The 18453-nt window shown below is 61.0% G+C and carries 20 protein-coding genes; 13 read left to right on the forward strand and 7 right to left on the reverse strand.

Annotated elements, in window-relative coordinates:
• Positions 1 to 65 precede the first annotated feature (65 nt).
• Positions 66 to 296, reverse strand: a complete 231-nt coding sequence (locus tag PY254_RS16410) for a hypothetical protein (RefSeq protein ID WP_281013123.1) — start codon at positions 294 to 296, stop codon at positions 66 to 68.
• A gap of 106 nt (positions 297 to 402) precedes the next feature.
• On the opposite strand from PY254_RS16410, the gene PY254_RS16415 reads away from it, so the two are divergent.
• Entirely contained in the window at positions 403 to 2364 is a 1962-nt protein-coding gene (locus PY254_RS16415) for a CocE/NonD family hydrolase (RefSeq protein ID WP_281013124.1), read from the forward strand.
• Positions 2365 to 2664: 300 nt separating this feature from the next.
• A complete protein-coding gene (locus PY254_RS16420) occupies positions 2665 to 3675 on the forward strand; it encodes an Lnb N-terminal periplasmic domain-containing protein (protein WP_281013125.1) in 1011 nt (336 codons plus the stop codon).
• Here PY254_RS16420 and PY254_RS16425 read toward each other — a convergent pair.
• Entirely contained in the window at positions 3672 to 5111 is a 1440-nt protein-coding gene (locus PY254_RS16425) for an RNB domain-containing ribonuclease (protein ID WP_281013126.1), read from the reverse strand. The two genes, PY254_RS16420 and PY254_RS16425, sit on opposite strands and share 4 nt — an antisense overlap.
• A 159-nt stretch (positions 5112 to 5270) precedes the next feature.
• Here PY254_RS16425 and PY254_RS16430 point away from each other — a divergent pair, with 159 nt between their 5' ends.
• Positions 5271 to 5747 carry a GNAT family N-acetyltransferase gene (locus PY254_RS16430; protein ID WP_281013127.1) on the forward strand — a complete coding sequence of 159 codons (477 nt, stop codon included), beginning with the start codon at positions 5271 to 5273 and terminating at the stop codon, positions 5745 to 5747.
• A 63-nt stretch (positions 5748 to 5810) separates the two neighbouring features.
• Here PY254_RS16430 and PY254_RS16435 read toward each other — a convergent pair whose 3' ends face one another.
• Positions 5811 to 6593 carry a SapC family protein gene (locus PY254_RS16435; protein WP_281013128.1) on the reverse strand — a complete coding sequence of 261 codons (783 nt, stop codon included), beginning with the start codon at positions 6591 to 6593 and terminating at the stop codon, positions 5811 to 5813.
• 240 nt (positions 6594 to 6833) lie between these two features.
• Between PY254_RS16435 and PY254_RS16440 the strand changes: the two genes are divergently transcribed.
• Entirely contained in the window at positions 6834 to 7439 is a 606-nt protein-coding gene (locus tag PY254_RS16440; protein WP_281013130.1) for an HNH endonuclease, read from the forward strand.
• 4 nt (positions 7440 to 7443) lie between these two features.
• Here the strand turns inward: PY254_RS16440 and PY254_RS16445 are convergent, their stop codons facing one another.
• Positions 7444 to 7953: a low affinity iron permease family protein gene (locus PY254_RS16445; RefSeq protein ID WP_281015255.1), complete on the reverse strand. Its 510-nt coding sequence runs from the start codon at positions 7951 to 7953 to the stop codon at positions 7444 to 7446.
• 138 nt (positions 7954 to 8091) lie between these two features.
• On the opposite strand from PY254_RS16445, the gene dxs reads away from it, so the two are divergent.
• From dxs to PY254_RS16460, 3 genes are all read left to right on the forward strand, one after another.
• Positions 8092 to 9984 carry a 1-deoxy-D-xylulose-5-phosphate synthase gene (gene dxs, locus PY254_RS16450; protein ID WP_281013131.1) on the forward strand — a complete coding sequence of 631 codons (1893 nt, stop codon included), beginning with the start codon at positions 8092 to 8094 and terminating at the stop codon, positions 9982 to 9984.
• 139 nt (positions 9985 to 10123) lie between these two features.
• Positions 10124 to 11458, forward strand: a complete 1335-nt coding sequence (locus PY254_RS16455) for an RES family NAD+ phosphorylase (protein WP_281013132.1) — start codon at positions 10124 to 10126, stop codon at positions 11456 to 11458.
• On the forward strand, positions 11455 to 11928 hold the full coding sequence (locus PY254_RS16460; protein WP_281013133.1) for a hypothetical protein: 474 nt from the start codon (positions 11455 to 11457) through the stop codon (positions 11926 to 11928). The genes PY254_RS16455 and PY254_RS16460 overlap by 4 nt, the downstream gene beginning before the upstream one ends.
• Before the next feature lie 317 nt (positions 11929 to 12245).
• Here PY254_RS16460 and PY254_RS16465 read toward each other — a convergent pair whose 3' ends face one another.
• Positions 12246 to 13226: an IS5 family transposase gene (locus PY254_RS16465; protein WP_281013134.1), complete on the reverse strand. Its 981-nt coding sequence runs from the start codon at positions 13224 to 13226 to the stop codon at positions 12246 to 12248.
• A gap of 82 nt (positions 13227 to 13308) precedes the next feature.
• Between PY254_RS16465 and PY254_RS16470 the strand changes: the two genes are divergently transcribed.
• The 6 genes from PY254_RS16470 (at position 13309) to PY254_RS16495 (ending at position 15688) form a co-directional block, all read left to right on the forward strand.
• Positions 13309 to 13563 (forward strand): hypothetical protein, encoded by a 255-nt coding sequence (locus PY254_RS16470; protein ID WP_281013135.1) that lies wholly within the window; start codon positions 13309 to 13311, stop codon positions 13561 to 13563.
• 114 nt (positions 13564 to 13677) lie between these two features.
• Positions 13678 to 14085, forward strand: a complete 408-nt coding sequence (locus PY254_RS16475; protein ID WP_281013136.1) for a hypothetical protein — start codon at positions 13678 to 13680, stop codon at positions 14083 to 14085.
• An 18-nt stretch (positions 14086 to 14103) separates the two neighbouring features.
• Positions 14104 to 14610 (forward strand): hypothetical protein, encoded by a 507-nt coding sequence (locus PY254_RS16480; RefSeq protein ID WP_281013137.1) that lies wholly within the window; start codon positions 14104 to 14106, stop codon positions 14608 to 14610.
• Positions 14607 to 14945 (forward strand): hypothetical protein, encoded by a 339-nt coding sequence (locus PY254_RS16485; RefSeq protein ID WP_281013138.1) that lies wholly within the window; start codon positions 14607 to 14609, stop codon positions 14943 to 14945. The genes PY254_RS16480 and PY254_RS16485 overlap by 4 nt, the downstream gene beginning before the upstream one ends.
• Positions 14946 to 14955: 10 nt before the next feature.
• Positions 14956 to 15261 carry an immunity protein Tsi6 family protein gene (locus PY254_RS16490; RefSeq protein WP_281013139.1) on the forward strand — a complete coding sequence of 102 codons (306 nt, stop codon included), beginning with the start codon at positions 14956 to 14958 and terminating at the stop codon, positions 15259 to 15261.
• Positions 15248 to 15688 carry a hypothetical protein gene (locus tag PY254_RS16495; RefSeq protein ID WP_281013140.1) on the forward strand — a complete coding sequence of 147 codons (441 nt, stop codon included), beginning with the start codon at positions 15248 to 15250 and terminating at the stop codon, positions 15686 to 15688. The genes PY254_RS16490 and PY254_RS16495 overlap by 14 nt, the downstream gene beginning before the upstream one ends.
• A 393-nt stretch (positions 15689 to 16081) precedes the next feature.
• On the opposite strand, the gene PY254_RS16500 is transcribed toward PY254_RS16495, so the two are convergent.
• Entirely contained in the window at positions 16082 to 17236 is a 1155-nt protein-coding gene (locus PY254_RS16500) for a hypothetical protein (RefSeq protein ID WP_281013141.1), read from the reverse strand.
• Positions 17233 to 18363 (reverse strand): carboxylate-amine ligase, encoded by a 1131-nt coding sequence (locus tag PY254_RS16505; protein WP_281013142.1) that lies wholly within the window; start codon positions 18361 to 18363, stop codon positions 17233 to 17235. The genes PY254_RS16500 and PY254_RS16505 overlap by 4 nt, the downstream gene beginning before the upstream one ends.
• Positions 18364 to 18453: the final 90 nt, after the last annotated feature.

An 18453-nucleotide genomic window follows, 5' to 3' on the forward strand; every position in this document is an offset into this window, starting at 1 on the left:
GGCTTTCTCAGCAGGGGCCGGATGTGCCCAATCGGGTCAACTTTTGCTCTGAAGCGCCACGGTGCTCAGAAGCTGACGCAGTTAGCGCCCAACATGCGCTCGTACTGACTGATCCAGTTGTCATGAAATTCTGCAAGTTGCAGCAACTCGCGGGCCAGCGCCTCCTGTGCGGCGGCAATGCCGCAAGGGGCCGGCGACGCCACCGGCGTCAGCTTGGCGACGCGCCGCATGGGCGCTTCCACGAGGGCGGCATCGCTCTCGAGCAGATAATTGATGTCGTAGGCATGTTCGCTCATGCCTGTACTCAAGCAATAGGCTTGCCAAACAACCCCGCTCCCCGTTTCCACAAAACCGGTCTACTCTCGTGGTGTTGCAAGTACGGCCAACCGAAGGGGATTCAGCATGAACTCGAACCGATTCACCGCAGGTATCCGACCTGCGTTGCTTGCCTTGTTGCTCGGGGCAACCGGCCTGTTGCAGGCCACTGACGTGCCGCCAGCCCACTATCCGAACTATCCGAGCGAAACCCCGGCGAAGTTCACCCCTACCACCGCCAGCTTCGATTACGAACGGCGCGACGTGATGGTGCCGATGCGCGACGGGGTCAAGCTGCATACGGTCATCCTGATCCCCAAGGGCGCCCATCACGCGGGCATTCTGTTCACCCGCACGCCGTACGACGCGAATGCGCTGACTCGCGTCAGCATGAGCGGCCAGCTGGAAGTAGCACTGGCCGGCTATGACAACGTCGCCGACATCATCGTCGAGGACGGCTACATCCGCGTGGTGCAGGACGTGCGTGGCAAGTACGGCTCCGAAGGCGATTACGTGATGAATCGGCCGCCGCACGGCCCGCTGAATCCCACCCCGGTCGACGATGCCACCGACACCTATGACAGCATCGACTGGCTGGTGAAGAACATTCCCGAGACCAACGGCAAGGTCGCCACGCTGGGCATTTCCTATGACGGCTTCGAGCCGCTGATGGCGCTGATCCATCCGCATCCGGCACTGAAAGTGTCGGTGCCGATGAATCCGATGGTCGACGGCTGGATGGGTGACGACTGGTTCCACAACGGGGCCTTTCGCCAGCAGAACCTGGCCTATATCTACGAGCAGACCGCCAGCCGCGACAACTCGATCAAATGGTGGACCAACTTCCACGACGAGTACGACCTGTTCATGCACTACGGCTCGGCCGGCGCACTGGCCGATGCCTATGGCATGCGCCAGCTCGGCTTCTGGAACAAGCTGCTGGCGCACCCGGCCTACGACAGCTTCTGGAGCGATCAGGCAGTCGACAAGCTGCTCGCCAAAGAACCGTTGACCGTTCCGGTGATGCTGGTGCACAGCCTGTGGGACCAGGAAGACAGCTACGGCGCGCAGGCCGTCTACCGTGCGATCAAGCCGAAGGACACCAGCGGCAACATGGTCAAGCTGGTGATGGGACCGTGGAACCACGGCCAGGAAATCGGGGAAGGCAGTTCGCTGGGCGCACTCCGTTTCGGCAGCGACACCGCGAAATACTTCCGCGAGAAAATCCTGCGTCCGTACCTGGCGCAATACCTGAAGGACGGCGCACCGAAAGCCGATATCGCCGCCGTCACCGCCTACCAGACCGGCAGCAACCAATGGCAGCGTCTGGATCGCTGGCCACTCGCCTGCAGCGAAGGCTGCCCGACCAAGAGCCGCGCGCTGTATTTGGAAGCCGACAACAAGCTCGGCTTCAACGCTCCTGCCAGCGGCTCCGGCTACGACGAATATGTTTCCGATCCGGCCCATCCGGTACCGTTCCGCGCCCGGCCGATTCAGCCGATCGGCTACGGCACCTTCACATGGCCGCAGTGGCTGGTCGATGACCAGCGCGAAGCGTCCGGTCGCACCGACGTTGTCAGCTACGTCAGCGACGTGCTCACCGCGCCGCTGACCATCAGCGGCGTACCGGAAATGCACCTGGTTGCATCAACCAGCGGCACCGACAGCGACTGGGTGGTCAAGCTGATCGACGTCTATCCCGATCAGGTCGCCTATCAACCCGAAATGGGCGGCTATCAACTCGCCATCGGCATGGACATTTTCCGCGGGCGTTATCGCGAGGGTTTCACCGCGGCCAAGCCGATCGCCGCCAACCAGGCGTTGCCCTATCACTTCGCGCTGCCGTCGGCCAACCATGTATTTCTGCCCGGTCACCGCATCATGGTGCAGGTGCAATCAAGCTGGTTCCCGCTGTATGACCGCAATCCGCAGACCTTCGTACCGAACATCTTGCTGGCCAAGCCGGCGGACTACGTGAAAGCGACCCAGCGTATTTATCACGCAGCGAATGAAGCCAGCTTCATCGCCTTGCCGGTCGCAGGCGGCTGAGCGATACCAGGTATCGCAAGGTTCCCACCTGCTGCCCCAGGCAGCGGCCATCAGTGACTCGTGTGATCCCGCGCACGCAGATCATGCGAGTCACTGTTCCATGCAAGCCGCAGCGCTGCGTCAAAAAGCCATACAAGGCAGCGAGGTTTCAGAGGACACGCAGAAACGCCGGCGACGGAGGCACTCCACGAAGAGACGCTGTAGCAGGCGCACCCGTGCCTGAAAGATCAGGCAACGCCCGATTGCCTTGCCTCGCTCAAAGTCCCACGCTGGCCAGATGACTCCTGTCCCACACGTACGATGAGCAAGCACGCCAGCATGATTGGCCAGATGATCCTGATCGGGCTGGCCGGCATGGTGACGCTGTGCTCGGGTGCGTGGGGTGCGCTGGCGCTGTGGTACCAGTTGCCTGGCGGCAAGGTCGTGAAGAATCTCGGCAGCGTAAGTTGGTCGCTGCTGGTCATCGCACTCGTCGGCATCGCGATCTACCGGCACAGCTGGCTACCGCTGGGCATCTACCTGCTGCTCTACGCGTTGCTACTGCTTTGGTGGGGCCGCATTGCACCTACCAACCGGCGTGATTGGGCCGATGATGTTTCGCGGCCACTCACTGGTCGGGTCGAGGGCAACCAGATCGTTCTCGACAATGTGCGCAACTTCACCTGGCGCAGCAACGTCGACTACGACGCCCACTGGGAAACCCGCCGCTACGACCTCGACCACATCGCCAGCGCCGACGCGGTGTTGTCGTACTGGAGCAGCAAGGCGATTGCCCACGCGATGATCTCGTTCGGCTTCGACGACGGCAGCCATGTGGTTTTCTCGGTGGAAATTCGTCGGAAACGCGATCAGCAATACTCGCCGATCGGCGGCTTCTTCAAGCAGTTCGAGACCACCCTGGTGGCCGCCGACGAGAACGACATCATTCGGGTGCGCACCAATGTGCGCGGCGAGGATGACTACCTGTATCCGTTGCGCATGCAGCTGCCTGCAATGCGCGCGCTGTTCCTGTCGTACGTGCGTGCGGCCAACCAGTTGGCGGCAACACCGGCGTTCTACAACACGATTAGCTCCAACTGCACCACCCTCGTCTATCACATGGCCCGCCAGATCGAGCCGGGCATGCGCTGGGATATCCGCCTGCTGCTCACCGGCTACCTGCCGGAGTACCTGCACAAACTGGGCGCCGTGGACCGCAGCGTGCCACTGGCCCTGCTGCGCAAACGCTGCCGGATCACCGAACAGGCCAGACGTACGCAGCCGACTGAAAACTTCTCGCAGGCGATCCGCCAACCGCCGCCAGCGAGCTAGCCGACCCACTCGAAGCGAACCAGCCGACGCGACGGATCGGCCTCGACCAGCCTCACCGTGACGTCCGCACCCAGCGGCAACGCCGTGCTGGAGGAAACGCTGGCATCGATCGCCGGATCACGCACGATCACCGTGCCCTTGTGTGGATCGTCGTGGGACACTTCGACGATCGCAGCGGCAAACACCTCACCCACGCGCGGCGCCAGCACCACCGCCTCGGCCAGGTTGAGTACGGCACTTTCGTACTGACCGGAACGGTGACTGGATGCCTGCATGGTGACCGGCAAGCCCGGCAACGCGGCCAGCGCCCAATCCGGCACCGCTTGTTTCGCGCACAGCGCCACGCAGACCTCGCCTGAGTAGCGGTCGACCAACCGACGCAGCGGTGCGGTGGCATGGGTGTATTGCGCGGCCAGCGCCGAATGCATCGACTGTTCCGGCACGGCGCCGTTGAACGCCGCATAACCCGCCCCGCGCAGCACGCTGGTGCAGGCCGTAAGCATCGCCACGTGCAGGTCTTTGGACGGGTCCAGCGAGCGGATGAAACCGGGATAATCCAGTTCGGCTGGCCAGACAATGCCCAGCGCCCGCGCGGTGACACGCAACCGTTCGATCGCGTGCGGGTCGGGTGGCGGCAGCGTGCGCAAGATGCCGACCTTCGCCTGCACCATCAGATACGCCGCCGCCATGCCGGTGAGCAACGAGATCTGTTCGTTCCAGTCCTCCAGCGGCAAGCGCGCGCGGAACGCCAGCTTCCACTGACCGTCCAGCACGCTGACCTCCTGTTCCGGCAGCGGCAGGCTCACGCCACCGCGGGCGAACTCGCGCTTGCGCCGCAGCTCGCCGATCTCGCGCAATACCGCAAACATCGGATCGGCGGTGCCCGCATCGATCAGCTTCTGCACGCCTTCGTAGTCGAGCTTTGCACGACTGCGCACCTTGGCACGCCGGACGTCGACGGCAATGCCTTCGCCGGTGGCGTCCAGCTCGATCGTCCACAACAGCGCCGGACGCAGCTGATCGGGCAGCAGCGAGGCGGCGTTTTCGGAGAGCACTTTGGGATGCAACGGAATTTTCGTCTCGGCGCCATACAGCGTCTCGCCACGGCGGTGCGCTTCAAGGTCGACCGGATCGCCCGCGCTGACAAACGCAGCGACGTCGGCGATGGCGTAGTAAACGCGATAGCCGCCCTCCGTGCGTTCCACGTACATCGCCTGATCCAGATCCATCGAACTGGCTGGATCGATCGTCACGAGCGCGATTTCGCTGCGATCCAGCTCCGGCCAACGGGGGTTCGCCGCCGCCGCTGCGGCAGCCGCCTCGACCTCCGCTGGAAATGCCGACGGCAGTTTCAGGTCGTTCTGGATATCAAGCATGCCCTGCGCAAGCGCCGCGTTGGCATCGGGCTGTACAAGAATGCGACGGGTAGTCGACATGAAAAATTTCCCTGTTTGGCTGAACTTCGATGGGACACAGGCTACCGCCAGATTGGCGACAGCGCGGTGTTGCCAAGATATACCCACGCCACACGGGACTACCATGAGCGCGTTGCAAGGTGTAGAAACGGCGGAGTCCGTTCTGCGTGATCGAAACCGATGACCGACTCAAGCTGGCTGCTCCGTCTGGCCGAAGAAGAAGACGATGACTTCATCATCGAACAGATACCGCGATTCGTGAATTTCACGCTGCCGCCCTGGCGACGGCGGCACGAATGCATTGAGGGTATCCGCGACGATCTGCTGCGGCATCTGGAAGATCAGCCACCCAACAGTTATTTGTTCGTGGCAGAAGGCGTGAACGGTGAACGCGCCGGTTTCATCCACCTGCAACGCACCACCGATTTCTTCACCGGGCACAGCAATTGCCACATCTCGGACATCGCCGTTGCGCCGTCGCACGAGGGGCAAGGCGTGGGCAAAGCCTTGCTGGCGCACGCCGAGGCATGGGCAAGCGAGCATCACTGCCAGCTGGTGACGCTGGCCGTGTTTCCAGGCAACGAACGGGCACGCGCGTTGTACGAATCGGCAGGCTATGCCACCGACCTGTTGCGGCTGGCCAAGCCGGTGCGCTGAATGCGCACGCAAAGAAGCCGCCCGAGGGCGGCTTCTTGCTGTTTCCCAACCTGATCGAAACGCTCAGTTGGTGGACTTGCTACCGGCTTCCTCGGCCTGCTCGCGCACATCGAGACGATGGGCAAGACGGTCGATATTGGTCAGAGACAGCAGGTGTGCATAGACCCAACCGAGCACGCCTTCGCGCAGGAACTCGTGGGTGGTCTTCTCGTCCAGCGCACGCAGCTTCTCCTCGTTGACCACGAACAGACCATTGAGGTTGATCGACTTGCCCTGTGCGCCGTCCTTGCCCGGCTTCTGCAACTGCACGTTACGCGGCTCAAGCAGGTCGTGCTTGCGCAGCTGCTCCATGAACCAGCGCGTGCGCGCCACGTTCTGCTGGAAGTCGCCGAGGAAACCCACGGCGTTGGTCAGCATTTCGGTGTCGGTACCGTCTTCCTTGAACAGACGCTCGCCTTCAGTGGTGTTGAAACCCTCGTACTTCTCGTCGAGGAACACGGTGAAGTCGTCGCCTTCCTGACCGGCCGGCTTTTCGGCCAGCACAAACGGGTAACGCCGAACGAACGCAGGGATATAGGCATTTTCCGCCCACTGGCCTTCGGCATTCACATACAGGTTTTCATTCTGGCGCAGGCCAAGCAAAGCCACGGGGCCCGCATCGTCCATGCTGTTGCCGGCAAACACGATCAGCAGATCGCGTGCGGCAATGCCGAATTCCACGCCGGTCAGCGGCACAGAGTGAGCGTTCATCGCGAACTTCACGTTCGGCACGCCCTTCATGCGCAGGTCTTTGTGTTCGGTACGGTTCAGCGGTACCGGATTCTCGTAGAAAAGGACTTCAGCCACGTTGTTCACCTCTGCCCTCGCCGTGCCGGGTCACACCAAGCGCCCCTACCAAACCCGGCGTCGGGTCTCTGTTGACTGGTGATCATAACAGCGCCACGGCGGCGCGGCGACTGCCCTCCGGAGCCATCCAAAACACGGCAAGCATGCGAATTGAAACGAATTTGTTCTATGCTGACCAAAGACAAGCACCATGCATTGCCTGAACGATCTTTCGACGCCCCTGGCTGAAGGATGATTTACATGCTGATGGAAGTGCCAAGTTGCGCCGATATCAACGCGACCCGCGTACTGTCGCTGGACGCGGCCGGCCGCATCCTCGACTGGATCAGCTGGCAGGAAGCGGTTTGTCTTTATGTTCGCAACGCCGTGGCCTGGACGCTGGGCGACCCCTGTCTTACCGTGCACGGCGGCCACAATCGCTTGCTCGGCGTACAAAGCCAGCTGCAACTGCATCCGATCATTGCCAGCACCGGCCGCTGCCGTGAACACGCCATTGATCCCGCACCGGCGTTGACCAACACCGCGCTGTTCGCCCGCGATCGGCACCTTTGCCTGTACTGCGGCGAGCACTTCAGCCGCGCCGACCTTACCCGCGACCACGTCATGCCGATTTCAAAACACGGTCAGGACGAATGGGAGAACGTGGTCAGCGCCTGCCTCGCCTGCAACCTGAAGAAGAGCAACCGCACGCCGCAGCAGGCCAACATGCCGCTGTTGGCCGTACCGTACCGGCCAAGCTGGGTCGAGCACCTGATCCTGTCCAACCGCAATATCCTGGCCGACCAGATGGAGTTCCTGGTCAGCCGGCTACCGCGCGACCGGCGCGCGTTAGCGGAAGTGATGTGACTTTTCAGTCGGAACGCGGCTCGTTTTTGCGATCGTCACGGCTTTTCTGGAGTTGGCGATCAATCTCGTCCACTTCCTTGCACGCCTCTTCGGCTTCCTGTTTCTTTTCGCTCCTCACCCTGGCTGGCTGGTTATCGTTTTTCGCCTGCCGCGCGCGTTGATCCGCCAATTTGCGATAGTTGTCGCGGATCCGCTCCAGTGTTTCCTCATCAACGTCCTCGATGTCGAGCAGACTATTGTGAGCTGCCGTGGCACGAATCAATTCGTCGAGCTTGATTTGCAACGCGGCGCTGTCGCGGTTCTGGCTGTTCTGGATAAGAAACACCATCAAAAACGTGATAATCGTGGTACCCGTATTTATCACCAACTGCCAGGTATCACCAAAGTCGAACAGCGGCCCGGTGGCTGCCCAGATCACGACGATCAGAGCGGCAGCGAGAAAGGTGAAAGGACGCCCGGAGTAACGGGCGGTAGCTTCGGCGAATCGGCGAAAAGACTGTGATAACGACGCCATGAGTTGAGATCCTGTGGAAAAACCGACGCCAGCATGGGGCGCAATTTGTGTGCCGGATGTGCAGACACGCACGCTGTATTGGCGAATGTTCACAAGCCCGCCCTTGCTCCGCCCCTTCTCTGGGCCAACAATACGCAGATGAACGATCTTTCCCACTACCCCCATCTGGCTGTCATCGAGGCGCCCGCCGACCTGCGCCGCCTGCCGGATGACCAGCTGCCTGCTGTTGCCGACGAACTGCGCCAGTACCTGATCGAAGCGGTTGCCAGTTCCGGCGGGCACTTCGGTGCCGGCCTGGGCGTGGTGGAGCTGACCGTGGCCTTGCACCACGTGTTCGACACCCCGAAAGACCGCCTGGTCTGGGACGTCGGCCACCAGTGTTACCCGCACAAGATCCTCACCGGTCGTCGCGACCGCATCACCACGATCAAGAAAAAGGACGGCCTCGCCCCGTTCCCGCGGCGTGAGGAAAGCGAATTCGACACCTTCGGCGTCGGCCATTCGTCGACCTCGATTTCGGCCGCCCTGGGCATGGCAATCGCCGCCCAGCACGCGGGCGACCATCGCAAGGTGGTGGCGGTGATCGGTGACGGCGCGATGACCGCCGGCATGGCGTTCGAGGCACTGAACCACGGCGGCGATGTCGAGCCGGACATGCTGGTGGTGTTCAACGACAACGGCATGTCGATCAGCGAAAACGTTGGCGCGATGACCAAGATGATGGCGCGCGCGATGGCCAGCCGCCGGCTCAACCAGCTGCGCGAGCGAGCCAAGCGGGCGATCCCGAAGCAGTCGTTCATCGGTCGCTTCTTCAAGCGCTGGGAAGAACATGCCAAGGGTATGTTCGTGCCATCGACGCTGTTCGAGGAACTGGGCTTCCACTACACCGGCCCGATCGACGGCCACAACATTCCACAGCTGTTGCAGGCGCTGCGCACGGTCAAGGACCTGCCCGGCCCGCAACTGCTGCACGTGATCACCACCAAGGGCAAGGGTTACGCCCCGGCCGAAGAAGCGCAGATCGAATACCACGCGGTAGCTCCGTTCGATCCGCAAGCCGGTCTGGTGAAGAAGAAGGCACCCGCCAAGCCGACCTATACCGATATCTTCGGCAACTGGCTGTGCGATCAGGCCGCCGCCGACCCACGCCTGCTGGCGATCACCCCGGCGATGCGCGAAGGCTCCGGCCTGGTGCGTTTCTCCAAGGAATATCCCAAGCGCTACTTCGACGTGGCGATTGCCGAACAGCATGCAGTGACGCTCGCTGCCGGGATGGCCTGCGAAGGCGCCAAGCCGGTGGTGGCGATCTACTCGACCTTCCTGCAGCGCGCCTACGATCAGGCCATCCACGACGTCGCGCTGCAAAACTTGGACGTGACTTTCGCGATCGACCGCGCCGGCGTGGTCGGCCCCGATGGTGCCACGCATTCGGGCAGCTTCGATCTCTCATTTCTGCGCTGCCTGCCGAACTTCGTCATCATGGCACCCGCCAACGAGAACGAGTGCCGCGCGATGCTTTGCACCGGCTTCCAGCACAACGGCCCCGCGGCCATCCGCTACCCGCGTGGTACCGGCCCGGGTATCGCCATCAGCGAGCAGCTCGAGACCCTTCCGATCGGCAAAGCCGACCTGCGCCGTCGTGGTCACGGCCTCGCCCTGCTCAGCTTCGGCGCGATGCTGCCCGCCGCCAGCACGATCGCCGCCGAACTCGATGCCACCCTGGTCAACATGCGCTTCGTGAAGCCGCTCGATGAGGCGATGATCGTGGAGCTGGCAAAAACCCACGACGCGTTCGTCACCCTCGAAGACAACGCCATCGCTGGCGGCGCCGGCTCCGCCGTGGCCGAGTGCCTTGCTGCGCATGGCATCACCCTGCCGATCCTGCACCTGGGCCTGCCTGACCACTATCTGGAACACGGCAGCCGCGAGGAAGTGCTGACGATGGCCGGCCTCGACCTGCCCGGCATTCGTCACGAAATCCATGCGCGGTTTCCGCATTTGTGCGCTGTGCACGTAGCCAGCGCCGGCTGACGCAACACCGGGTGCATTACCGAACGTGATCGGGCGCACATCACTGTCGATCACGGGCGTCAGCGTACAAAGAGTGGGGCAGGACGGACCTTCGTTGCGCTAAGCTCTTCCAACACGCGAAATCTCCACGGAAGGAGTGATGATGACCTTGACGGCATCGATGCAGGACTCATGGCATCAGCTGGAGTGCTGGGCAGGCCGACACGCCGCCAGTGCTCGCGGCGAGGCGAAACTGGTATCGGCCCGCGCCGAATGCCTGCAGCAGGCCATCCAGCTTTCCGAGGGCCTCGCGGTTTACCGCATCCTGCGCGACTTCCACGAACTCGACCTCAACGAAGTCGTCAACGACATCGTCGCCGTGCTGCGCCAGTGCCTCATCGTGATGCTGACCACTACCGGCGGCGGCGCCCTCATCGGCGGCATTGCCGGCGGCGTCTTCGGGGTTGGCGTCGGTGCAATCCCGGGCGTCGCGATCGGTGCCGGGGCCGGCGCCCAGATGGGCGAATGGATACTCATCTTCATGGGACTGAAGGCGCTCAGCGAATACATCGTCAAGGACATGCCCGACATCGCCCGCCGCTACTGGGACGGCATTCGCATGGCCGCATCCGCCGCCACCCGCCCACAACTACCCCAGCAACCCGTCATCATCGACCGTTTCACTCTGCAGATCGCCGCCGACACCTTGGCTCGCGCCCACGTCTCCCTGTTCGTCCTGCTGCTGATGGGCATCCTCGCCTATCTGGCCAAAGGCCGCGGCAACATGGGCGAACTGGCCGCCAGTGTCCGCGGCAGCAAGATGGGGCCGAAGTTTGCGGACTGGATGGCGCGGAATGAGGGGAAGCTGAAGGCAGACAATCGATTGCGGCCCGCTGTAAAAGCAGACAACGCGCGTGAGTTTCCGACCATGGGAAGCGGGTCGGGCACCAATGGCAGTCCTAAACGCAGATACCCTAGAGCAGCATCAAGCGAAGCAAAGATACCCCCCCAACTCCTACCTGGAGAAAGTAAGGTCAGCGCCCCCTCCGCGACTGATCACCCTATTGCTGCCGAAGCCTTCCACGTTACGAGCAATCCCAGAGCCACTCAGGGCGTGCTCGACGGGATCGACCCGGCTTTTTTGAACCCCAATAGTAGATTCGGCGCTGCGTTCTATTTGGCAGAAGATCCTGAAACTGCAATGTCAGAACTCGCCTTTCATGGCGCACAACCATCCACAGCCATCCGATTTAGCATGAATCGTAATACAGCCAACGTCTTGGACCTGACTGATACGAACATTTCCAGCGCATGGAGCTACGCGGGTGGCCCGATTACTGCGCAAACGCAAGCAATTGGACGCGACGCCATCAATAATGGATTTAATGTTATCCGCTTCTATTCGGAACGATCGCCCGGAGCGGTGAACTACGCGGTCCTAGACGACTTCGAAGAAATCCTGACACCAACCGCAGTCTCCCCGGCAAAGCCATGAAACTCCAAATCTTCGTTTACCAATGCGAACCTTACGGGCACGCGTTCCAAGCACCAGAACTGCCCCTCCATGGATACGGAGAATTCCTTCTTCGCACCGGATCAGCAGCGACGATGTCGTATTTGGATGCGCTAGCTGACCCCACCTACAAGGAAGTAGACGCACTCTTGGCCCGGCGATCCGGCATGCGCGAAATGAAAGCGACAAAACGCGCCGAGATTTTACGAAACATCTACGGTCAAGTGGCCTGTGATCCGGACGGAGACGGCACGCCTTTCCGGATTGGCCAGCACCCACGCTGCCCGGTCTGTTCGTCATCCGTGATGCGCGCATGGCAAGAAGCTGTCCCCACCCAGTTCGTCGAACTCGACATTCCCGCCGTGACTCATGCGTTGTGGACTTCGCTATCCGATGATCAGAAAGTCTCACGTATCAATCAGTTTTTGCCGGAACTGCAAAGCGCTACCTGACATGCAAAACCAATGAGCACGCTTATCTAGGTCAAAGCCGCAGACCTTGGCATTGAAGCCGCGCTGATTCAGCACATCGAAATGCATGGCCTCGTCTACTTCACATGGGCAAGCTCCCTGACGGTGGGTGCACAATGCGGGGAGTGCAACACCATCGTGTGGACGGCCCCTAGGGATGCTCTGATCAATTAAGTTCAAAATGGCCGTCCAGACGGCCGTGCTAAAAATATGGATTGACTACGACCAAAAGGCAGATTGTGAGGCATATCGCCGCCATCGCCGTGCTGGGTTACCTCCAATCGCCTCGATTTCCCGCCTCACAGGCGCACCTCCCCTGCGGACGCTAGCAACGTTCGTCGCACCATCCACAGATTGGATAGCGCGAACAGCGTGAGTATCTGAGCGGTGTTCTTGAGCAAGCCCTTGAAGCGCACCTTCTGATAGCCGAACTGCCGCTTCACCACCCGGAACGGATGCTCCACCTTGGCTCGAACCGCGGCCTTCATGTGCTCGGTGTGCTTGACCGCATCCTTCAAATCGCCCTCGGGCATCGCCTTCACGCTGCCGCGTTTGGCCGCGATATGCCACGTGCGGCCGCGCTTGGGTGCCCGTTTCTCGGCGCCTTGGTAGCCGGCATCGGCATGCACCGTCTTCTCTTGGCCGTGCAGCAACTTGTCCACTTCCGTTACGTCGCCCACGTTGGCAGGTGTCGTGGTTACCGTATGCACCAGCCCCGATTCCACGTCCACCCCGATGTGCGCTTTCATGCCGAAGTACCACTGCTGGCCCTTCTTCGTCTGGCGCATGTCCGGGTCACGCTGTTTGTCCGCATTCTTGGTCGAGGACGGCGCCTGAATGATCGTGGCATCCACGATCGTGCCCTGGCGTAGCAACAGGCCCTGGCCGCTCAGGTGCGCATTGACCGCTTCGAAGATCTTCACCGCCAGGCCGTGCTGCTCCATGAAGCGACGGAACTTCAGAATCGTCGACTCGTCCGGAATCGCGTCCTCGTTTAGCTCCAGCCCGGCAAACCGGCGCATGGACTCGATCTCGTACAACGCATCTTCCATCGCTGGATCGCTCAGTGCGTACCACTGCTGCATGAAGTGGATCCGCAGCATCGTCGATGCCGCCATCGGCGGGCGACCGCGACGACCGGAGGTCGGATAGCTCGGTTCGATCAGCGCCAGCAGGTCGGCCCACGGCACGACTTTGTCCATCTCACCCAGAAACCGCTCACGACGTGTCGGCTTCTTCTTGACTTCAAAACTCAACGAGGCGAACGAACGCTGCTTCATCGGCGATGGGCTTCCTGGGGACTGCTGGCTATGATGCCGCAGACGGGGAATAAATCAGAGCATCCCTAGGTAGGAGCCGGTTTTGAGTGAAGCGAAGCCTGAAGACGTCCCCAACCACGGCCTTGGTTGTCAGGCCTACCAAGAGAAAAGCCTGCGAAGATTTCCTGCGAAACTTCCACCACGCCCCCAATGTGGTGCGGCCCATGAAAACCACTTCATCAATAACGTTCGTTGGTGCAGGGTTGCCGATGGCACCGAACTTCCAGAAGGAACTTCACCTGAGCAATTGATCGCGCAGGGCGCCAACTTCATGCTGGTCTGGATTTGCGTGCATTGAAACCGCAAGGCTGCGGGGCGCAAGCTTCAAGGATGAATCACAGAAAAATTTCAAACTGCTTTGCAATACAGCGATTGAATCAACAGCGACAAGCGCCCTCTCGGAAATAGCTTCATGCATGGAAAGTGGGTCAAACTGGACAAGGCAAATGCTTGGCGCTTCCGTGAGGTGGACACCTGTCGACTGCTACGCGAAGCCAGGCACGTATGTCATCTCATCGAGCGGGGTGTGCCGCCTAATGATACGTTCGGTATCCACGACGAGCTGCTGCCGTTGCTTGTGCGCGTCATCGCCGGCGACCAGGGTCTGCCGCTCGATAGCCAATTTGAACCCGGTGCCCTGCGCTGGGCCACGCATGAGGGCACTTTGCCCGACAGCTATCGCGAGTTCCTGCGCGCACAGGCAAACTTCTTTGTTACGGCGACAGGGTCTCACCGCGAAGAACCTGTCGAAGAGTGGATCGACGGTGAACGTCATGCATGGATGGAGTTCGAGGATGCCGATGATGGAGAACCCAGCTGATCCCGCCAGCATCAACGCATGAACATGATCAAGAACTTTGTCTTCATTCTGCACAACGGCATCCGGACCCCGCCAGGTGTGTTCCTCACTGACGTGCCGTTGCTTCAGCAGATCAACGATCCTGACTTTCATCCGAAGACGTATGAGTGGGAGAGCGACGGGAAGATTTTTACGCGACCTATCGATGGTTGCGAAACATTGACGGCCCATCTTCTTCCAGATGGAAGCCGTATCGCCGTCCTCCAGAACGAGAACACCTACGGCCCCGACAATGTGGCGATTCTGGATGCCACGAATGGGCTATGTCAGCGCATCACAAACCCTTACCGGAACTCCCGCTTCTTCGTGGCTGGCGACAGGTTCTGGTTTGACTCGATCAGCATCAACCAGGGTGAGATCATCTTGCATATTCAAGTGCACCGCGAACTACCCGGAAAGCCATATGACTTCACGCCGTCCTATATGGCCACCTATAAGCCTGCACTCCTGAAACTGATACAACTGGAATGGAGGCCGCAGACTTGACGATGTCACTCGATGATGAGAGCCGCGTCGACAAGGCCGCTATGGATTTGATTGAATCTGCCGCGATTCTTCGTGCCACGATCATTGCAATGGAAGAAGGCAGTGCATTGGCAGAGCTGTCCGAAGGATGGGGCCATGCCCGCCAGGTCGTGGACATGAGAGCGACACTGTCCGCATCCGCCCAAGAGCGCATCGAATCGGAGTTGCCATCGCTGCGATACTGGACTGCACCAGCAACGCCACACAGTCCGGCAACACACGGCTTCATCTGCGATATCGACAAGACAGGAATCTCATTTCCTGATTGTCTGTCACCGGGCAGTGCAACGACATGAAAACTGGTCCATGATCGACCGCGACGCAGTTTTGGCCTCAGTCAGATATGCGCGGAGCTTGCTTGCGGATCGCATGCACAGCAATCCCGGATATGAAATCTATATCCATGCCAACGAGCAACTGACGCGCATGCTGCTGGAACTTGAGCTTCCGAGCATGCCCTTGGCCGCAGAGCGCGAATGGGTTGATCTAGGCCTTATGGCAGTCAAGGAACTCAATGACATCGACCGCGAGTTCGCGAGCGCACTCATGGACGCTGACTACGACTTCAAGCATGCCGACCAGCAGATAGAAGATAGCCATGACGAAGTTTGAGGAAGTCTCGCGCTCACTACACCGTTGCCTTGGATTCCTGAGTCGCTGGGGATACACGCCGTGCACGGATGAAGTAGGCCACTCAGCCCTTCATGGCCATCAGTTGGTCGTTCAGTACCAGTCGACCGTAGCCGATAGGGAATTGCGTATCCATTTTTCACTGGCGACGACGACTCATGCGGAATGCTTCTCCGTGTTTGTCGGTACACGCGACGGGCAAGCGTTCTTCGTGAACGACTATCTGGCTCAACGCAGCGGCTGTGACGCCGCGCCGCCCTTGGTCAACTCGACGCCCGAGCAGACTACCTCCGCATTCTGTTGCGCGGTCGCTACATGCCTGCAGCGGGAATTCGAAACGAGATTGGCTGATCTCTTGCAGGGCAGCACGTGGAACTTTGCCCCATTCGATTGGGTGTCCTACAAATAAGTGTGATGCCCAACGGCGTAGTCGCGGCGCTCGACCTTGCCCGCCATCTGGCGACACTGGCCTGTCAGAACCTGACGATCGACCTGCGTTGCGTGCGTCTGGATTTACGACGGCTTCCTCGCGAATGGAGACACCCATCTCCCACCAAGCCGACAGGAAGCAGCATGTCGAAAGACTGACCAGCCCGAATGCCGGCTGCAGTATCTCAATCAACAAGTGGTAGTCAGGGTCCTTCGGACAATGTACTTATGGCCATCACGCGATGCGCTCACATACGCGCAATAGCCCCGAACAAAGCGCACGGCAATCCCCCTCGCCCAGGAAGATTGCCACGCGTGCATTACGCAGCACACGCCGCGCAGCAAACCTGCGCGGCGTGCTTCGCTGGTGACGTCAGCCGTTGCCTTGCTCGAAATACAGCATCGTCATGCCTTCACCGGGAACAGTCTTCCGCCCGGTGAGCGTAGCGATGCCGTCGGTCGACAGGCGCAAGATCCACGCCATCACCCACGGTGGCCCGTTGCCATCGAGCCCAAGCATGCAGCGCAATTCGCCATACAACGGTTGGCCGGTATCAGCGTGGTGTCCGATCGGTCGCTGACGAAAGCGTCGTTGCACGATCCAGCGTCGTGGTCGCGGCAGCTCCATCAGCTCGGCCGTGGTTGGCGCCAGCAGCAGGCCGCTACCGGAATGGCCGTCAGCCGCCTTGGCTACCCAGCGTTCGGGTTCGGGCCAGCCACGTGCGTCATCCGCACAGTCTTCGACCCAGTGACAAGCCTCGTGTGCCTGCAGCGCCTGCCCGGCAAGACTGCCCTTGGATATTCGCTCGTACCATGCCGGATGACTGTGCCAGGTCATCTGGTCGGCAGCCATCAAGGTTGCCTCGGCACGCAGGCGGTCAATGGGCGCCAGATCAGACAGGATCAGCCGGTTCCACACATGCCGGTATTCACGCGCACTGCCCGGATGACGCAACCGGCGGTTTGCGGAAAGTAGGTCACGCCAGTCGTGCACATCCACTTGCCACCAATGCCTTGCTGCATTCAGATCAGGCCAGGTCGAGCGTTCGCGCGGACGATCCTCGACCAGCACGGTGTCTGCATGCGACGCCACCCATGGACGTAGTTGCTCTACCCAGTTGCTGCCGTGTGGCAACGGGTCGTGCGGCAACCAGTTCGGTGGGAGCCGGTGGATCTGGCGCTGCGCAAGATGCAAGGTGTGGAACGTGGGCAACATCGAGGTAAACGCCTGAATTTCCACCCACGCCAGATCGAATGGCTGGCTGGCACTTTCCACAAAGGCCATGTCCAGCGCCAGCACATCGGCAGGAATCTTCGGCCAGCTACCTCCACGATGGCGCAGCTGCGGCTGGAGCCCTGCCAGCAGGCTGGTCAGCTTGAGCTGCAAGGCCTGCCGCAATGCCTCGTTGCCAACCGCGTAGTGATCGGAGAGTTGCTGCAACGGAAGGTGTGGCGCCCCGGTGTGGGCCAGCGACTGAGCCAAGGCACTACCCAGCGAATGCAGTTGCAATGACGGCACGGCGTTCATCGCCAGCCTCCCGCTTGCGGCAACGCAGGCAGACAGTCCGCGCTGGATTCCATCATCCAGCGCAAGGTGGTCGGCCAATCAGCATCGCTGGCGGCGCGTGCACGCAACCGATCGGCAAAGCTGCCCTCGTCCAGCGCATCAGCAAGCTCGCGTGCCCAGTAGTTGCATTCGGCGGCGTGGGCAGACTGCGGTGCCAGACGGGCCCACCAGCGCGCGAATCGCGTCGGCGTATCGCAGGCTTCGTCGCGATCCCAGTCGATCCACTGCGCACGCAACCCGTGGCGTCTGGCCCGCCACTTGTTCTCGTCAATGCACGCGCGTGACCACACGGCACCGGCGCGGCCGTTCTGAAGGTCCTGCAGAATCGCTTGAGTCTCCCACGCGAGCAAGGTGGCGATCAAACCGATACGTCGTAACTGCGGATGCGTATCCATGATGCGCACTTCCAGCGTGCCGTAGCGATGATGCAGGCGCAGGTCCTGCCATAACGCCTGCTCCGGCCCGATGCAACCAACACCGCGCAGCCGCTGCACATGCTCCGTGTAAGCGTCGTCGCTGTCCCATGCATCGGGCGTCCCCATGCGCGGATAGCGATCCAGCAAACTGTGTCGCCATGACTGCAGTCCGGTATCGTTGCCGTCAAGAAATGGCGAGCTGGCCGACAGCGCCAACACTTCCGGCAATACGTGCCGCAAGCGATTCATCACCGCCATGCGCGGCGCACCCACCGGCAAACCCAGATGCAGATGCATGCCGAAGCTGAAGGCACTGCGGGCGACGTCCTGGTACTCCTGCACCAGCGCGGCGTAGTGCGGAAAAGCCGCACCCAGATGCATCGGCTGTGCTTGCCACTTTGCCGTGGGATGCAGACCGGCCACGATGATCGACTGTCCCTGCGCTGCCGCTCGACGCCGCGCCTGCATGCGTAGCGCATCCAGCGCCGACAGCAGATCCGGAACGCTGCGGCAGACCCGGGTTTTCAACTCGATCACGCAGCGGTGGATCTCCCGATCCAGTTCGCCCTCGGGCAAGGCAAGCTGCACCGCATCCCGCGTAAGATCGTGCGCCACCAACTCGCCACGACTGTCAACAATCTGTACTTCTTCTTCAATACCAAGCGTAAGCATGAACCCTCTCCTTCCGTTGTAGGAGGGGCCATGAAACACTGGCGTGGTCGCAGCGTACGAGGATGGCTTCGCAGGGCCATCAACCGACAA

This window comes from Rhodanobacter sp. AS-Z3, from assembly GCF_029224025.1.
In the GTDB taxonomy this organism is placed as follows: domain Bacteria; phylum Pseudomonadota; class Gammaproteobacteria; order Xanthomonadales; family Rhodanobacteraceae; genus Rhodanobacter.

Excerpts from the sequence above, each read along its gene's own strand:
- PY254_RS16445 (WP_281015255.1), bottom strand. The coding sequence starts at position 7,953 with ATGGCGTCGTTATCACAGTCTTTTCGCCGATTCGCCGAAGCTACCGCC.
- PY254_RS16505 (WP_281013142.1), bottom strand. The coding sequence starts at position 18,363 with ATGCTTACGCTTGGTATTGAAGAAGAAGTACAGATTGTTGACAGTCGT.
- PY254_RS16410 (WP_281013123.1), bottom strand. The coding sequence starts at position 296 with ATGAGCGAACATGCCTACGACATCAATTATCTGCTCGAGAGCGATGCC.
- PY254_RS16495 (WP_281013140.1), top strand. The coding sequence starts at position 15,248 with ATGACGAAGTTTGAGGAAGTCTCGCGCTCACTACACCGTTGCCTTGGA.
- PY254_RS16480 (WP_281013137.1), top strand. The coding sequence starts at position 14,104 with ATGAACATGATCAAGAACTTTGTCTTCATTCTGCACAACGGCATCCGG.
- PY254_RS16500 (WP_281013141.1), bottom strand. The coding sequence starts at position 17,236 with ATGAACGCCGTGCCGTCATTGCAACTGCATTCGCTGGGTAGTGCCTTG.
- PY254_RS16460 (WP_281013133.1), top strand. The coding sequence starts at position 11,455 with ATGAAACTCCAAATCTTCGTTTACCAATGCGAACCTTACGGGCACGCG.
- PY254_RS16490 (WP_281013139.1), top strand. The coding sequence starts at position 14,956 with ATGATCGACCGCGACGCAGTTTTGGCCTCAGTCAGATATGCGCGGAGC.
- dxs (WP_281013131.1), top strand. The coding sequence starts at position 8,092 with ATGAACGATCTTTCCCACTACCCCCATCTGGCTGTCATCGAGGCGCCC.
- PY254_RS16425 (WP_281013126.1), bottom strand. The coding sequence starts at position 5,111 with ATGTCGACTACCCGTCGCATTCTTGTACAGCCCGATGCCAACGCGGCG.
- PY254_RS16420 (WP_281013125.1), top strand. The coding sequence starts at position 2,665 with ATGAGCAAGCACGCCAGCATGATTGGCCAGATGATCCTGATCGGGCTG.
- PY254_RS16455 (WP_281013132.1), top strand. The coding sequence starts at position 10,124 with ATGATGACCTTGACGGCATCGATGCAGGACTCATGGCATCAGCTGGAG.
- PY254_RS16465 (WP_281013134.1), bottom strand. The coding sequence starts at position 13,226 with ATGAAGCAGCGTTCGTTCGCCTCGTTGAGTTTTGAAGTCAAGAAGAAG.
- PY254_RS16440 (WP_281013130.1), top strand. The coding sequence starts at position 6,834 with ATGCTGATGGAAGTGCCAAGTTGCGCCGATATCAACGCGACCCGCGTA.
- PY254_RS16430 (WP_281013127.1), top strand. The coding sequence starts at position 5,271 with ATGACCGACTCAAGCTGGCTGCTCCGTCTGGCCGAAGAAGAAGACGAT.
- PY254_RS16415 (WP_281013124.1), top strand. The coding sequence starts at position 403 with ATGAACTCGAACCGATTCACCGCAGGTATCCGACCTGCGTTGCTTGCC.
- PY254_RS16475 (WP_281013136.1), top strand. The coding sequence starts at position 13,678 with ATGCATGGAAAGTGGGTCAAACTGGACAAGGCAAATGCTTGGCGCTTC.